The following is a 15,122-nucleotide window of genomic DNA, read 5'->3' on the forward strand; positions in this document are numbered from 1 at the left end:
GAAGTAAACTCCAAGAGGTTTTGTATCTTATCATTAGATGCTGAAACAGGCTCAGCCTAACTTATGTTTTTTGTTATCAAAGAACTGCCTTGATCCTGGCGATAGCTTCTTTGAGTTCCGCTTCCGATGCAGCATAGGAGATACGGATGCAATTCGGATTTCCAAACGCCTCACCGGTAACTGTGGCCACGTTCGCATGCTCCAATAGGTATAATGAGAAATCCGAAGCGTTATTGATGGTTACCCCTTTTAAGGTTTTACCAAAAAATGCCGAAATATCTGGGAACACATAAAAGGCTCCTTCGGGAACGTTGAGGTTAAAACCTTCAATTTCTCCCAACAAGCCAAGGACAAGATCTCTTCTTTCATGGAATTTATCGATCATAAACTGGATCTTGCTCACAGGTGCTTCCAATGCTGTGATCACCGCGCGTTGCGCAATGGCATTGGCACCACTGGTTACTTGACCTTGTAGCTTGGTACATCCCTTGGCAATCCATTCCGGAGCCCCGATGTAACCGATACGCCACCCCGTCATGGCAAATGCTTTGGATACTCCATTTACGGTAACGGTCCTGTCGTACATTCCATCAATACCGGCGATACTGACATGGCCTCCCGCAAAATTGATATGCTCATATATTTCATCGGATACAATATAGATGTCCGGATGTTTTTTGAGCACTTCTGCCAATGCTTCCAATTCTTCTACACTATAAACCGATCCACTTGGGTTACAGGGGGAGCTGAACCAGAGCATTTTGGTTTTTGGGGTGATGGCCCCTTCCAATTGCTCGGGTGTCATTTTAAAGTCTGTATCTATCTGTGTAGGGACTTCCACCGGAACTCCTTCAGCTAATTTCACGATGTCGCTATAGCTTACCCAATACGGTGCCGGTAGAATTACCTCGTCTCCTGGATTAAGGACCACCATGGCAACATTGAAGAGCGATTGTTTGGCTCCTGTGGAAACCACTATCTGGCCGGCTCCGTAATCTAGGCCATTATCTCTTTTGAATTTGTTGGCAATGGCCGTTTTTAGCTCCGCATACCCATCAACCGGTGTATAGCTGCTATAATTCTCGTCGATGGCCTGTTTGGCGGCATCTTTAATAAAGTCAGGGATGTTGAAGTCGGGTTCCCCCAAGCTCAAACCGATGATATCCTTTCCTTCGTTGCGTAATTCACGTGCTTTGGCCGCCATGGCCAAGGTCGCTGACGTGGACATGTTCCTAATCCTGTCAGATAGATGGTTGCTCATTGGTACTTCGTTTTTACTGATACTGAAGTGCTGGGTTTTTACCTAGCTCTTTTAAGTGTTTGAAGTGCGAAATTATAGCTTTTCTGGTAGTTTTATATTCGTGGTACGGTAAATTGAACTCCTTGGCCGTCTGTTTCACAATTTTGGAAATATTTGTGTAATGAATGTGGCTGATGTTCGGGAATATATGGTGTTCCACTTGGTGGTTCAATCCACCGGTAAACCAGTTAACGATTTTATTCTTGGTGCCAAAGTTCACCGTTGTGAACAACTGGTGTATGGCCCATGTATTCTTCATATTTCCATCTTCGTCTGGGAGAGGGGTGTCTGCATGGTCCACGATATGCGCCAATTGGAACACAACACTCAATATTACCCCGGCAACGTAGTGCATAATAAAGAAACCTAGCAATACCTGCCACCATGCAATGTCAACAAAGATCAATGGAAGTACGATCCAGATGGTCAAGTAAATGACTTTTGTGATGACCAAGGTACTCCAATTGATTACGGGGTTTGGAAGTTTTCCGTAGCTCAATTTCCTTTTCATGTAACGGTACATTTGCTGGAAATCCGTGGTAATGGCCCAATTGAATGTCAAAAGTCCGTAAAGGAAAATGGAATAGTAGTGTTGGAACTTATGGTGCTTCCTCCATTCGGCATGTTTGGAGAATCGAAGTATCCTTCCTGCCTCCATATCCTCATCATGTTCGTGTATGTTCGTATACGTGTGGTGCAACACATTGTGTTGTACTTGCCAGTTGTAGACGTTTCCGGCCAAAATATATATACTGCTGCCCATAAGTTTGTTCACCCACTTCTTGTTGGAGTATGCACCATGGTTTCCATCGTGCATTACGTTCATCCCAACACCTGCCATACCTACGCCCATGGTTATGGACAATAGCAAATATCCCCAAAAGGGAAGGTCCAGGGTCAACATTAAAAAATAGGGGGTCAAAAAGATGGCGAACATCACAATAGTCTTAAAGTGAAGTTTCCAGTTCCCAGTTTTCTTTAGATCATTTTCTTTGAAGTATTCATTGACTCTTTTGTTCAGCGTTCTGAAAAATTGTGCGGAATCCCTTCTTGAAAACCGGATGGTATTCTTATCCATAAAAAAATGTTTTTACAAATGTAACTAAAATGCTTCTATAGAGTTAACAAGGTTCTGTTAGAACGGTGTTAAGGTTGACAAAAGTATTAGCTTTGTCAAAAATAACGTTTGGAACATGAAAGCGGAACTCATCTTTAAATATTTTACGACGCTCAACGAGGAACAAAAGGAAAGGTTTATTCAACTAGAGGCGTTGTACCAAGACTGGAACCAAAAGATCAATGTGGTTTCCAGAAAGGATATCGATGAGCTTTATCTTCGCCATGTGCTTCATTCCATGGGTATTGCAAAAATTCAGGCCTTTAATGAGGGTTCCGAGATATTGGATGTGGGAACAGGGGGAGGATTTCCCGGCATACCCTTGGCAATATTGTTTCCAAACGTGAATTTTACCTTGGTGGATGCCATAGGAAAGAAAATAAAAGTGGTGAATGAGGTAATCGAAGGTCTGGGCCTGGATAATGTTCAAGCGCTCCATTCACGTGTGGAAGATATCCCGGGACAATTTGATTTTATCGTGAGCAGGGCCGTGGCCGCCATGCCTACCTTTGTTCATTGGACCAAGGGGAAAATTAAAAAAGACTCGGCCCATCAGCGTAAAAATGGAATTCTCTATCTAAAAGGCGGAGACCTCACTGAGGAACTGCAAGGTTATGAAACGGTTCAGGTCTTTGATTTGAGCGAATATTTTGAAGAAGAATTTTTTGACACCAAAAAAGTGGTGTACCTGCCCCAGAAGTACAAGGGTTGATTTAAATACTGTACATTCTTTTATATACCAATCGGCATTTGCGGGCATAGTCCTTGGCAAATTGCCAAAGTTGCCTGTATTTATTCCTTATTTGTTCCCATCTAGCATGTTTTCTAACTCTCATAACCAATTGATTTAGTTCAACAAAGTTAAACATATTACGTTTAGTTTACAATTAGTTAACGTTAAATTTACATATAAATTGTGTTTGGGTCTGAATTTCCATTGTCTTTTATTTTATAAACAAAAGATATTCAGTTACTTGTAAATATTTTTGATGTCAGATTGAGCGATATCGGCAAAAAGTTGCGCCATTTTGGTGCAAACCATGTTAAAGAACACTTCACCCTTTTCCTTGGTCGCTTCTTTAGGGTTGCCGACCCCTGTGTCCTCGCTTATTTTTGACCATGGGCGTTCGGTCCAGGCCCAACCTTCTGAAAAGGCCTTTATCTGGTTTTTGAACTCGATTCCCTTTCCCCATTCTTCTTTGGGCAATACCAGTTCAGATTTTAAATGCAATAATAAGCTGGTTTCCATTTCATCGGCATGGTCTCCAGGAATATCGAATACCCCTGAGCCGCTTCCCAGTTTGAACCAATTGGTCACACAAAGGAACATTTCCGGGAAAAGAAGTCCCAATTCCCTAATAATGGCTTTCCAGTTATTGCCTCCGTGGCTGTTCAAAATCATGAACTTTTTGACGCCCTGGCGGTCAAGTACCGTAAGAATGTCCTTTAATATTGCAAATTGGGTGCTGGGGTTTAGGTTCATGTCCAAGTAAATGTCGGACTGCCCCGTGTTCACTCCAAATGGTATGGTAGGGAGAACAATAATCTTATGGCCCTGTTCCCATGCTATACGAGCCGATTCCTCTGCAATTGCAGTGCCCTCTATATTGTCGGTCGCGTAGGGGAGGTGGTAGTTGTGTGCCTCAGTGGCGCCCCAGGGTAAAATGGCCAGTTCAAAGGATTCGTCTTTTAAATGTTTCCAGTTGGTTTCGGACAATACATAGGGTCTGGGCATAATTCTGTGGGATTAGTTCAAAAAAAAGGCTGCCATTACAATAGGCAGCCCTTAAATTAATTGATTTTTGGTTATCCCAAAAATGGATACCTATAATCCTCTGGAGTAACAAATGTCTCCTTGATCAACCTGGGTGATACCCAACGCAATAGGTTTTGCATGGAACCAGCTTTGTCATTGGTTCCTGATGCTCTGGCTCCTCCAAAAGGTTGTTGTCCCACAACGGCCCCTGTGGGCTTGTCGTTGATATAGAAGTTGCCCGCGCAGTTCTGTAATGCCTTTGTGGCCTCATCAATAGCGTATCGGTCTGCAGAAAGTACAGCACCGGTCAAACCGTATTCGGATGTCCCGTCCACCAACTTCAAGGTGTCGCTCCAATCTTTGTCTTCGTACACATAAATGGTTACCACAGGACCGAACAGTTCGGTATACATGGTTTCGTATTTTGGATTGGTGGTCAAGATCACGGTTGGTTCGATAAAATAACCTACGGACTTATCATAATTACCACCGGCAATGATCTCTGCATCTGCATCTGCTTTTGCTTGATCTATGTATTTTGCCAATTTATCAAACGCACCCTCATGAATGACGGCTGTGATAAAATTGCTCATATCCTCTGGGGATCCTGGCTTATTGAACGATGCAATGTCCTTTTTGACCAATTCCAGAATTTCGTCCGCAGTGGATTTTGGTAAATAGACCCTTGATGCCGCGCTACATTTTTGTCCTTGGAACTCAAAGGCGCCCCTTGTAATGGCCGTGGCCACCTGTTGGGGTTTTGCCGTTGGATGGGCAATGATAAAATCCTTGCCTCCTGTTTCTCCTACAATTCGCGGGTAGGTTTTGTATTTATGGATATTGTTTCCGATCTGTTTCCAAAGTGATTTGAACACATTGGTGGACCCTGTAAAATGGATGCCCGAGAAATCTGGGCTAGACAATACGGTGTCCGAAATCATTACGGGGTCTCCGTAAACTACATTGATCACTCCATCAGGAAGACCAGCTTCCTTGAATACGTCAACAATCACCTTGGCTGAATATACTTGACTGTCACTTGGCTTCCAAACAACGACATTTCCCATCATGGCTGCACTTGCGGGCAGGTTTCCTGCTATGGCGGTAAAGTTGAATGGTGTAATCGCATAAACGAACCCTTCCAATGGGCGGTATTCCACACGGTTCCAAACCCCTTCTGACGATTCTGGTTGTTCGCTGTAGATCTGAGACATGTATTCCACATTGAACCTCAAGAAATCTACTATTTCACAGGCGGAATCAATTTCGGCCTGATAGATGTTCTTGGACTGTGCGATCATGGTTGCCGCATTCATTTTCGCTCTATATGGTCCGGCTATGAGCTCAGCGGCCTTCAGGAAAATTGCGGCCCGTTGTTCCCAGGTCAAATTTGCCCAAGCATCCCTAGCCTCCAAACAATTGGATATGGCTTTTTCCACATGTTCCTGTTCCGCCAAATGATATTGGCCCACAATGTGCTTGTGGTCATGTGGGGGCGACATTGGTCTGGTATTGCCGGTTTTTATCTCTTCGCTTCCTATATATAGTGGAACATCCACTTTGCTATTATAAAAAGCCTTGTATTGTTTTAGTACTTCTTCTCGTTCGGGAGAACCTGGAGCATAGCTCAATACAGGTTCGTTGTAAGCTGTCGGAACTTGAAAAAATCCTTTTGCCATAGAAATGTTTTTTAAGATTGTACAATTCTATCAAAGGTAATGAAACCTATATGGAATATAAAATGATGTGGATTAGTTTATTGCAAAGGGCGCAGCAAACTTAAAGGTGGGAATCTCTACCTGGAACTCTTCGGTATCGGTAAAATTGACCATGTCGTAATGACCTCGCATAGCTCCAACAGGTGCTGCCAAAAGACATCCGGAGCTATATGTGTGCGATTTCCCTGGTTTGATCACCGGTTTTCTCCCGATTACACCCTCGCCGTCTATCGTTTCCATTTCCTTAAGGGCATCGAATACGTCCCAATGCCTTGCAGTGAGTTGGACCGTATCCTTGCTCTGATTTTCAATGGTTATGGTGTAACCGAATGCATAGTGGACTTTGTAATTTTTGAAGAAAGTGCCTTCAAATGTGGTGCTCACCGATACTTTGATTCCTTTGGTAACCTGTGTAAACATATCAATTATAGGTAAAGACACTTCCCGTGAACGTTAATAGGATCGTGAAAAATGCCAAGATCATAAAAACAGTGTTCAGAAAAATGTATTTCACAATAGTTTTAAATCGTCCTTGTCCATAAAATTTCCGCATTGCCTTATAAAGGTAAAATGCGAAGATCAATAGGAATATCCCTGCGCTGTCAATATTGAATACGGTATCCAAAGTCAGGCTAAGGATGAGCAATATAAATAAGAGAGACTGATTGTGAAAGCTAAAAATAAGATGATCGGTGTAGGTATATTTATTTCTGATGTATACCAACGAAATGAACAGGGTAAAGACCGGCATAAAGAAAAATATCACAAATGGGAGTTTGGATATGGTCTCGTTCACCCAGCTGCCCGGTTCGCTTACAACCTTCCATATGCTGTTGGAAAAGTTGAAGGCCATTTTATTGGTCGTGGTCTCTTCAATATCGTACTTGGCCATGGCCTGTTCAAAATTGAAAAGCGTGTCTTTTTTGATATACAATCCAAAAAACTCTGCCTTTTTTGAGAATGCATCCATACCCGATTTGTTCTCCAAGGTTTTAAAATAGGCTTTTGGGTCGGCGTTCATCAAAGAGTCTTTTTTTCGCTCTTTATCTTGTAGGTCCTTCATAAAAACGCCCAGGGAATCAAGATTCTTAAGTTTTGATGTGAGTTTTTGGTCGTCATTTTCAAGGGAGTCGAGCTTGTTGAACCCGATCATGATCCCTGGATTGACCTTCTTTAAGGAATCGATGGTTTTCTGTGTGACCTCGGTTTGTTTCTCCAATTCAAGACTATCCAACTCTATGGCACCGGAGTCCGTATTGAACTTGAATGGGGAGCCATTGTAAATGGTGCCATCAAAATTCTTGGCGGCTTGGTCCCAATCATCAAACCTACTGTTGTAGGTAAACATTAAGAAATAAAAGAAAGCCAAGCTCAATAAAAACCTAAACGGGTTGGTGTAGGTGACCCTTTTGCCGTTGACATAGTCCTTGGTTATTCTACCGGGGCGTAAAAGCAGTGCATATAGCGTTTTTAAAAGCTTGGAATCATAATTGATCAGCCCGGAGAAAAATTCATCAAAAAAATCCTTTAGGGTAAGTTTCTTGGTGCTATTGGCCTGTGAACAATTGGGGCAGTACTTGTCACTAATGTCCAATGGATGTCCGCAGTTAAGACATTCAACGCCCCTGAACTTCAATTCGTAGCGACCTTTGGTGATTAAGCCATCCTTTTTCCCCATACTACTGTTTTCAGGATTCGATGCTAAAGATAATTAATTACTGATATTTCTTGAGTTTACGGACCCTATACCTATAATACTGTCGTACATGTCCCCAAAATCGCGATAATATACCAATATAAGGTAGTTGTTCTCCGTGAAATGAAAATTACCGCTCACCAGATTGGGCAAAATGGTGCCATCTTCTTTTTGCACCACATATTTATAGTTGTAAAAGCCCTGTTTCATCAGCAAGGTGGTCTCAAACTTTCCATTTTCCTGGTTAAAGGTCATTTTGTTTTCTTCCTGCAATGCGTAGTTATTGAATTTGCCGATCACGTACACATTGTCCAGTCCGATCATATTGGAATAGGGTAGGCTAAAATGCACTTTCGAATATTCAGCTTCTCGCGATACATCCTCGCCTTGGAGGGTCCGTATTACAAAATCCCCATTGATGTCCGGGAAATAGGTGTATTCCCTGTCATACCTATATTCATTCGTGAACAAATGGTGGTGGTACACTTCCCGCATTTCAATGTTCGATATGGCAAAAGTAGGTGAGCGCAGGTCTTTGGTGTCAAAATTCAGGTACTCGTTACCACCGTAGAAACTGGTTTCCTCATTGTATTTATACACCAGTTCCGAGCCGATCGTAAACTGGGGTTTGATATTGAACAGCGCCGTGGGCCAATGATGGTTTTGTAAAATGGCGATTTTCACTTCTCTTTTTGGGTTCACCACATTGTACCCTGCAGTATTGATGTTGAACTGCACGACTTGTTTTGTGTTGATGTATTCGAAATCCCGAGACCTTTTGACCGTTCCACCAACGTTCACGGCATTTCTGTAGACCACAAACCTTCTTGAAAATTGTAGGTCTCCATAACTATTGTGGATTTCGAGCACATAGTTGCCGGTAACCTTTAATTTAACATTTTCGTTCGGAATTGTTAGTCTGTAGTTGGAATAGGGCTGTAGCGTTGTGTAGCTATTTTCGTAATCGATGATTCTTTGGTTGTCCGCACCAGAAAGGTATTGCGATTTTAGCAACTGTGATGGTGTCCAATCGTAGTCGTAATGTGTAATTTTATAATAATAATCCTGTTCATTGGCCAGGATGTCGTCAAATTCCAAAGTCATTGATTCCCCGAGTTGTATAACAGGGAACTGGTCCTCGGTGGGGCCTTTGAAAACTATGGTTTTTATGTTTTCGGGAGGATTTACCTCTTGCTGTACCTGGCCAAAAGTAAAGTTGGATATGGCGGCGAAAAGGAGCAGTAAGTTTCTAAAACGTGTCAAGGGCAACATTTTTGGGTAAAGGTAAACAAAAAGTGTGCCTAGGGAATTAAGCTCGTCATAATCCCAATTTTATGGTTAATAATTATGAAAACAATCCTTTTAGTGCTATTTTTGCGTCCGATTTTGATAACAAAAGGTCTACAACAATATGTCTAAAGACATCCGGATTAGAAAGGGGTTGAACATCAACCTCGTCGGGGCAGCTGAGCAGACTATCTCCAAAGCCGTTACAAGTAACGTTTATGCCCTGAACCTAGAAGATTTCCATGGAATCACTCCAAAAATGTTGATAAAACAGGGTGAAGAGATAAAAGCGGGCGAGCCCCTCTTTTATAACAAGAACAACGAAGCAATGCATTTTGTTTCCCCAGTGAGTGGTGAGTTAGTGGAAATCGTTAGGGGAGCAAGGAGGAAAATCTTAACTTTAAAGATTCTTGCCGACAAAGAACAAGATTATGTAATAAACAAGGTGCCGGATTTGGATACGGCCGATGGTGATGCCATAAAATCTTACCTACTGCAATGTGGGGGATGGCCTTTCATCAAGCAAAGACCTTATGATGTGATCGCCGATCCCGCTGCAACTCCCAAAGCAATCTTTGTTTCGGGATATGCTACAGCTCCTTTGGCGGCCAACCCAGACTTTATCCTTCAGGAAAAAGAGCAAGAGGTTCAGGCTGCGATCATGGCGCTGAGTAAAATGACTCCCGGGAAAATACATGTAACCATAGGAAAATCAAGTAGTTCTCCCTTTAAGGATATTAAAGGTATCGAGCTTCACAAGATTTCCGGACCGCACCCAGCGGGTCTAGTGGGAACACAGATCAATAAAATAGACCCGGTGAACAAAGGTGAAGTGGTCTGGACATTGTCCCCACAGGACCTTGTGATGTTGGGCGAACTTCTTTTGACCGGAAAGTTCAACGCAGAGAGAATCGTTGCGCTTGCAGGTTCCGTTGTAAAAGAACCAAAATACTATAAGACCAAAATTGGTGCTGAAATATCAACTTTCTTATACGCGAGTGGCGTAAAAGAGGACAGGTTCAGACTGATCAATGGTGATGTGTTGACAGGAGCAAAGACAACCACCGAAGGTTATCTGGGTTTCTATAACAATACCGTGACCGCTATTCCGGAAGGGGACGATTACGAATTCTTCGGATGGAACAAGCCTGTTTTCAATAAGATTTCAACCACTAGGGCGTTGACATTTTCTTGGTTGCAGCCCAAAAAGAAATACGACTTGGACACCAATACCAATGGTGAGCACAGGGCTTTTGTGGTGACAGGTCAGTACGAAGAAGTTTTTCCAATGGATATTTACCCGCTTCAATTGTTGAAGGCCTGTATGGTAAAGGATTTGGACGAGATGGAGCAATTGGGTCTTTACGAAGTGGCTCCAGAGGATTTCTCCTTGACAGAATTCATATGCATATCAAAACAACCACACCAACAAATAATCAGGGAAGGATTGGATTTGTTGCAAAAAGAACTTGGATAATATGGGCATGAAAGAAAAATTACATCAGATAAAACTTAAGTATCAGGGCAAAAAAATGGCCCCTGCCTTTAACGCACTGCATACTTTTCTTTATACTCCGAACGAGACCACACATTCAGGAGGTCACATTAGGGGAGCGGATGACTTGAAACGTACCATGAACACCGTTATTTTGGCTTTGGTGCCATGTTTGTTGTTCGGTATGTTCAATGCAGGGTATCAACACTATTCGGCTATCAATGGTTTTCCAGAAAGCTTTTCCCTTTTCGATCATTTTTTAACATGGGACAACTTTTGGGTCGGTGTCACTACGGTGCTACCCTTGGTGGTTGTTTCCTACGGAATTGGGTTGGGAATCGAATTCTTGTTTGCTGTGATCAAAGGCCATGAGGTTGAAGAAGGTTATTTGGTGACAGGTATGTTGGTGCCATTGATCGTTCCAGTGGATACACCACTTTGGATGTTGGCCATTGCCGTTGCTTTCGGAGTTGTAATCGGTAAAGAAGTGTTCGGTGGTACGGGAATGAACATCTTGAACCCGGCCTTGACCATTCGTGCGTTTTTGTTCTTTGCTTATCCTACATGGATGAGCGGGGATAAAGTATGGGTTCATGAAGCTGTGGAAAGAGCTGGAACAGCAGATGCCATTTCTGGTGAAACCGTATTGGGTTCATTGGCCGCAGGTTCGGATTATAGCTATTCGCTGGCCGATATGTTCTATGGTTTTATCCCAGGTTCTGTTGGTGAAACATCGACATTGCTTATCTTATTGGGGGGTCTGTTCTTGATCTTCTCAAAAATAGCTTCCTGGAGAATTATGGTCAGTGCCGTGGTAGGTGCCTTGGCCATGGGATTGATATTCAATGGTATTGTGGATGCCGGTTGGTTGCCAGAATACAGCAAGTTCTATACATTGATGAGTTTCCCTTACTGGCAGCATTTGCTGGTCGGAGGATTGGCTTTCGGTATCGTATTTATGGCTACCGACCCGGTTACAGGTTCACAGACCAACAAAGGAAAATGGTATTATGGTTTCTTTATTGGTTTCCTATCCGTGATGATCAGGGTGTTCAACCCAGGTTATCCAGAAGGGGTGTTCTTGGCCATTTTGTTGATGAACGTATTTGCACCAACTATTGATCACTATGTGGTTAGGGGCAACATCAAAAAGAGATTAAAACGATTTAAGACAGCAACCATTTATCCTAAATCTTCGGATGAGGTTGACTCACTAAAAACTGAAACAGCTTAATTATGGCAATTGATACAGAGAAAAATAGCTATACTGTAATTTTCGCAGTCTTGATGGTTATTGTTGTAGGGTCGCTGTTGGCTTTCGTTGCCTCAGGTCTTAAACCAATGATCGATGAGAACGAGCGCTTCGAAAAGCAACAGAACATCCTTTATGCCATGGGTGTGAACGAAAATGAGGGAGATGGTGATGTAGCCTTTGTGCCCACTACTGAGGTAGAGGATGAATTCTCAAAATATATCACACAACAGTTGGTGATCAATGGTTCCCAGGCAGAGGAAAGGGACAACGCTTATTTGATCAATGTGGAGAAAGCATTGGCGAGTGCCAAGAGTGGAGGGGAAGCCGAACTTCCTTTGTTGATCGGCGAAAAGGACGGAGAAAAATTTTATATCATCCCTATGTTCGGTAAAGGACTCTGGGATGCCATTTGGGGATACATTTCCGTTGGCGAGAACATGGAGATCAAAGGTGTTTATTTTGATCACCGTGGTGAGACCCCCGGTCTAGGGGCGAACATCAAACAACGTTTCTTTATGGACGACTTCAAGGGCGAATCCATTATGGATGGTGATACCTATGAAGGTGTTGAGGTTGCCAAAGGAAACAACGACCCTCTCAACAACGATAAAGAAGATAATCAAGTAGATGCTTTGGCCGGAGCGACCATTACAGGTAATGGAGTTACAGCAATGATCAAAGAGAGCCTTAAGCTCTACAAACCTTATTTACAAACCATAAGATCCAATTAATATGGCGCTACTATCTAAAAAAGATGCAAATCTTATAAAGGACCCGTTGGCGGACAACAACCCTATTACCATTCAGGTATTGGGTATCTGCTCTGCCCTGGCGATTACTGCCGAGCTTAAAGCTTCCGTGGTAATGGCGGTTTCGGTATTGTTCGTGCTGGGAGTAGGTAACGTGGTCATTTCACTGATCCGTAATATTATTCCGGCCAAAATTAGGATCATCGTTCAGTTGGTCGTGGTTGCCTCATTGGTAATTATTGTGGACCAAGTGTTAAAGGCCTTTGCATATGAATTGAGTAAAACGCTATCGGTATTCGTTGGACTTATCATTACCAACTGTATCATCATGGGACGTTTTGAAGCATTTGCTTTGGGTAACGGACCTTGGAAATCCTTCTTGGATGGTATCGGTAACGCATTGGGGTACGGTGTAATCCTTGTAATAGTTGGTTTCTTCAGGGAGCTTTTGGGCTCTGGAACACTATTTGGAATGAAGGTTTTGGGAGATCCCGTTACAAAAACAGGACTTTACTCCATCGGATATGAGAACAATGGATTTATGATCATTCCACCCGCGGCATTGATCGTGGTAGGTATCATTATCTGGGTACAACGCTCTAGAAATAGAGAATTAATTGAAGAAGCATAAACTAAGGAAGCATGTTAGAGCATTTAGAACTATTTTTTAGATCAATCTTCGTGGACAATATGGTGTTTGCGGTCTTTTTGGGAATGTGTTCCTACTTGGCCGTATCCAAAAAAGTGTCTACGGCTGTAGGTTTGGGAGCAGCTGTAATCTTCGTTTTGGGGGTTACCGTTCCTTTGAACTGGTTGTTGGATAAGTATCTGTTACAGGATGGTGCCTTGGTTTGGTTGGGTCCTGAATATGCTGACTACGACCTAAGCTTCCTCTCATTCATTCTGTTCATTGCGACTATTGCCACAATGGTACAGTTGGTGGAGATCGTTGTGGAGAAGTTTTCTCCTTCACTATACAACTCCTTGGGTATATTCTTGCCATTGATTGCAGTAAACTGTGCAATCCTGGGAGGTTCCCTATTTATGCAGACAAGAGAGATTCCAAATATTGGCTTGGCCTTGAATTACGGGGTGAGTTCAGGGATTGGTTGGTTCTTGGCAATTTTGGCCATTGCCGCAATCCGTGAGAAAATCAGATATTCCAATGTGCCAGCTCCTTTGAGAGGGTTGGGAATCACCTTTATCATCACAGGATTGATGGGAATCGGTTTCCAAAGTTTTGGAGGTATGTTGACAGGTGACAACGAACCACCAGAAGAGACTCAGAACACCACAGTGGAGACCAAAGAAGATAAAGAAATCAAAAAGGAGATTGACGATACCGAAAAGGCAGTCTCTTATAACGAAGCCGTAAACAAATAGAAGATGATATTAGCCGCAAGTACCGGAGGTACTATTCTAATTACCGTAGTAGCGTTTCTAGTTTTGTTGTTACTGTTAGTGGCGCTATTGCTGTTCACTAAGGAAAAACTTTCCCCATCAGGTCCAGTGACCATTACCATTAATGGGGAAAAGAAATTGGAAGTAGGTTCTGGGGGAACGTTGTTGTCCACTTTGGGTAACAAAAAAATATTCCTACCGTCAGCATGTGGTGGAGGTGGAACCTGTATCCAATGTGAGTGCCATGTACTTTCTGGTGGAGGTGAGGCCCTGCCTACTGAAACTCCTCACTTTTCAAAGAGAGAGTTGAGCGAAGGTGCACGTTTGGCCTGCCAGGTCAAGGTGAAGCAGGATATGGAAATCACTATTCCTGAAGAAGTATTCGGTATCAAAAAATGGGAGGCTAAAGTTGTTCGTAACTACAACGTGGCATCCTTTATCAAGGAGTTTGTTGTTGAAATTCCCGAGGATATGGATTACAAAGCAGGTGGGTATATTCAAATTGAGATTCCTCCATGTGAAGTGAAGTATTCGGATATCGACATTACAGCCCACCCTGAAGAGCACGAGACTCCGGACAAGTTCCAAGCCGAATGGGATAAATTTAATTTGTGGCCATTGGTCATGAAGAACCCTGAGACAGAGGAAAGAGCCTATTCCATGGCCTCTTACCCTGCAGAGGGAAGGGAAATTATGTTGAACGTGCGTATCGCTACCCCGCCATGGGACCGTAACAAGAACGGATGGATGGATGTCAATCCCGGTATCGCATCATCGTATATATTTAGTTTAAAAGAAGGTGATCCTGTGACCATATCCGGTCCGTTTGGAGAGTTCTTCATCAATGAGTCCGATGCAGAGATGCTATACGTTGGAGGTGGAGCAGGTATGGCACCGATGCGTTCCCATTTGTATCATCTGTTCAAAACTTTGAAGACCAATAGAAAAGTATCCTACTGGTATGGTGGTCGTTCCAAAAGGGAGTTGTTCTACATCGAACACTTCAAGGAATTGGAAAGGGAATTCCCCAACTTCAAGTTTTACATGGCCCTCTCTGAACCATTGGAAGAGGACAATTGGAAAGTAAAAAAGGACATCAACGACGAGGAAGGTGACGGCTTCGTTGGGTTTATTCACAACTGTGTAATCGATAACTACTTGAACCATCACGATGCTCCAGAAGATATTGAACTATATTTCTGTGGTCCACCATTGATGAACAAAGCAGTGGAGAAAATGGGTCAGGATTTTGGTATTCCAGATGAGAATATCAGGTTTGATGACTTTGGAGGATAAATCCGAAGAAGTGAATCACCTCGAGCATTGTCGAGAGGTACAAATAAAACCG

At 42.9% G+C, this 15,122-nt stretch carries 14 protein-coding genes; 7 read left to right on the forward strand and 7 right to left on the reverse strand.

Annotated features, from left to right (window positions below):
* Nucleotides 1-76: 76 nt before the first annotated feature.
* Both PY091_RS12900 and PY091_RS12905 read right to left on the reverse strand, forming a co-directional pair.
* Nucleotides 77-1,261, reverse strand: coding sequence for a pyridoxal phosphate-dependent aminotransferase (locus tag PY091_RS12900; RefSeq protein WP_275650073.1), 1,185 nt, complete (start codon nucleotides 1,259-1,261; stop codon nucleotides 77-79).
* 13 nt (nucleotides 1,262-1,274) lie between these two features.
* Nucleotides 1,275-2,378, reverse strand: coding sequence for a fatty acid desaturase family protein (locus PY091_RS12905; RefSeq protein ID WP_275650074.1), 1,104 nt, complete (start codon nucleotides 2,376-2,378; stop codon nucleotides 1,275-1,277).
* Between the two features lie 115 nt (nucleotides 2,379-2,493).
* On the opposite strand from PY091_RS12905, the gene rsmG reads away from it, so the two are divergent.
* The gene (gene rsmG / locus PY091_RS12910) at nucleotides 2,494-3,129 is read left to right on the forward strand and encodes a 16S rRNA (guanine(527)-N(7))-methyltransferase RsmG (RefSeq protein ID WP_275650075.1); all 636 of its coding nucleotides are present in this window, start codon (nucleotides 2,494-2,496) and stop codon (nucleotides 3,127-3,129) included.
* A 258-nt stretch (nucleotides 3,130-3,387) separates the two neighbouring features.
* Here the strand turns inward: rsmG and PY091_RS12915 are convergent, their stop codons facing one another.
* The 5 genes from PY091_RS12915 to PY091_RS12935 all read right to left on the reverse strand — a co-directional run bounded on the left by PY091_RS12915 (nucleotide 3,388) and on the right by PY091_RS12935 (nucleotide 8,859).
* Nucleotides 3,388-4,152, reverse strand: a complete 765-nt coding sequence (locus PY091_RS12915; protein ID WP_275650076.1) for a creatininase family protein — start codon at nucleotides 4,150-4,152, stop codon at nucleotides 3,388-3,390.
* A 71-nt stretch (nucleotides 4,153-4,223) separates the two neighbouring features.
* The gene (gene pruA, locus PY091_RS12920) at nucleotides 4,224-5,852 is read right to left on the reverse strand and encodes an L-glutamate gamma-semialdehyde dehydrogenase (protein WP_275650077.1); all 1,629 of its coding nucleotides are present in this window, start codon (nucleotides 5,850-5,852) and stop codon (nucleotides 4,224-4,226) included.
* 72 nt (nucleotides 5,853-5,924) lie between these two features.
* Nucleotides 5,925-6,311 (reverse strand): Co2+/Mg2+ efflux protein ApaG, encoded by a 387-nt coding sequence (gene apaG, locus PY091_RS12925; protein WP_275650078.1) that lies wholly within the window; start codon nucleotides 6,309-6,311, stop codon nucleotides 5,925-5,927.
* Nucleotide 6,312: 1 nt separating this feature from the next.
* The gene (locus tag PY091_RS12930; RefSeq protein ID WP_275650079.1) at nucleotides 6,313-7,569 is read right to left on the reverse strand and encodes a DUF3667 domain-containing protein; all 1,257 of its coding nucleotides are present in this window, start codon (nucleotides 7,567-7,569) and stop codon (nucleotides 6,313-6,315) included.
* A gap of 33 nt (nucleotides 7,570-7,602) precedes the next feature.
* Nucleotides 7,603-8,859, reverse strand: a complete 1,257-nt coding sequence (locus PY091_RS12935; RefSeq protein ID WP_417957217.1) for a type IX secretion system plug protein — start codon at nucleotides 8,857-8,859, stop codon at nucleotides 7,603-7,605.
* A 139-nt stretch (nucleotides 8,860-8,998) separates the two neighbouring features.
* Between PY091_RS12935 and PY091_RS12940 the strand changes: the two genes are divergently transcribed.
* The 6 genes from PY091_RS12940 to nqrF are packed head-to-tail and all read left to right on the forward strand — an operon-like array spanning nucleotide 8,999 to nucleotide 15,070.
* Nucleotides 8,999-10,351 (forward strand): Na(+)-translocating NADH-quinone reductase subunit A, encoded by a 1,353-nt coding sequence (locus PY091_RS12940; RefSeq protein WP_275650081.1) that lies wholly within the window; start codon nucleotides 8,999-9,001, stop codon nucleotides 10,349-10,351.
* A 1-nt stretch (nucleotide 10,352) separates the two neighbouring features.
* Nucleotides 10,353-11,603, forward strand: coding sequence for an NADH:ubiquinone reductase (Na(+)-transporting) subunit B (locus PY091_RS12945; RefSeq protein WP_275650082.1), 1,251 nt, complete (start codon nucleotides 10,353-10,355; stop codon nucleotides 11,601-11,603).
* A gap of 2 nt (nucleotides 11,604-11,605) precedes the next feature.
* Nucleotides 11,606-12,355, forward strand: coding sequence for a Na(+)-translocating NADH-quinone reductase subunit C (locus PY091_RS12950; RefSeq protein WP_275650083.1), 750 nt, complete (start codon nucleotides 11,606-11,608; stop codon nucleotides 12,353-12,355).
* Nucleotide 12,356: 1 nt separating this feature from the next.
* A complete protein-coding gene (locus tag PY091_RS12955) occupies nucleotides 12,357-13,004 on the forward strand; it encodes an NADH:ubiquinone reductase (Na(+)-transporting) subunit D (protein ID WP_275650084.1) in 648 nt (215 codons plus the stop codon).
* Nucleotides 13,005-13,015: 11 nt separating this feature from the next.
* Nucleotides 13,016-13,756: an NADH:ubiquinone reductase (Na(+)-transporting) subunit E gene (gene nqrE / locus PY091_RS12960; RefSeq protein WP_275650085.1), complete on the forward strand. Its 741-nt coding sequence runs from the start codon at nucleotides 13,016-13,018 to the stop codon at nucleotides 13,754-13,756.
* A 3-nt stretch (nucleotides 13,757-13,759) separates the two neighbouring features.
* Complete coding sequence (gene nqrF, locus PY091_RS12965; RefSeq protein ID WP_275650086.1) at nucleotides 13,760-15,070, forward strand: NADH:ubiquinone reductase (Na(+)-transporting) subunit F; 1,311 nt, start codon at nucleotides 13,760-13,762, stop codon at nucleotides 15,068-15,070.
* The last annotated feature ends 52 nt before the right edge of the window (nucleotides 15,071-15,122 follow it).

Origin of the sequence: Flagellimonas okinawensis, from assembly GCF_029194005.1 — a bacterium.
GTDB classification, from domain to species: Bacteria; Bacteroidota; Bacteroidia; order Flavobacteriales; family Flavobacteriaceae; genus Flagellimonas; species Flagellimonas okinawensis.

Excerpts from the sequence above, each read along its gene's own strand:
- PY091_RS12900 (WP_275650073.1), bottom strand. The coding sequence starts at position 1,261 with ATGAGCAACCATCTATCTGACAGGATTAGGAACATGTCCACGTCAGCG.
- PY091_RS12905 (WP_275650074.1), bottom strand. The coding sequence starts at position 2,378 with ATGGATAAGAATACCATCCGGTTTTCAAGAAGGGATTCCGCACAATTT.
- rsmG (WP_275650075.1), top strand. The coding sequence starts at position 2,494 with ATGAAAGCGGAACTCATCTTTAAATATTTTACGACGCTCAACGAGGAA.
- PY091_RS12915 (WP_275650076.1), bottom strand. The coding sequence starts at position 4,152 with ATGCCCAGACCCTATGTATTGTCCGAAACCAACTGGAAACATTTAAAA.
- pruA (WP_275650077.1), bottom strand. The coding sequence starts at position 5,852 with ATGGCAAAAGGATTTTTTCAAGTTCCGACAGCTTACAACGAACCTGTA.
- apaG (WP_275650078.1), bottom strand. The coding sequence starts at position 6,311 with ATGTTTACACAGGTTACCAAAGGAATCAAAGTATCGGTGAGCACCACA.
- PY091_RS12930 (WP_275650079.1), bottom strand. The coding sequence starts at position 7,569 with ATGGGGAAAAAGGATGGCTTAATCACCAAAGGTCGCTACGAATTGAAG.
- PY091_RS12935 (WP_417957217.1), bottom strand. The coding sequence starts at position 8,859 with ATGTTGCCCTTGACACGTTTTAGAAACTTACTGCTCCTTTTCGCCGCC.
- PY091_RS12940 (WP_275650081.1), top strand. The coding sequence starts at position 8,999 with ATGTCTAAAGACATCCGGATTAGAAAGGGGTTGAACATCAACCTCGTC.
- PY091_RS12945 (WP_275650082.1), top strand. The coding sequence starts at position 10,353 with ATGGGCATGAAAGAAAAATTACATCAGATAAAACTTAAGTATCAGGGC.
- PY091_RS12950 (WP_275650083.1), top strand. The coding sequence starts at position 11,606 with ATGGCAATTGATACAGAGAAAAATAGCTATACTGTAATTTTCGCAGTC.
- PY091_RS12955 (WP_275650084.1), top strand. The coding sequence starts at position 12,357 with ATGGCGCTACTATCTAAAAAAGATGCAAATCTTATAAAGGACCCGTTG.
- nqrE (WP_275650085.1), top strand. The coding sequence starts at position 13,016 with ATGTTAGAGCATTTAGAACTATTTTTTAGATCAATCTTCGTGGACAAT.
- nqrF (WP_275650086.1), top strand. The coding sequence starts at position 13,760 with ATGATATTAGCCGCAAGTACCGGAGGTACTATTCTAATTACCGTAGTA.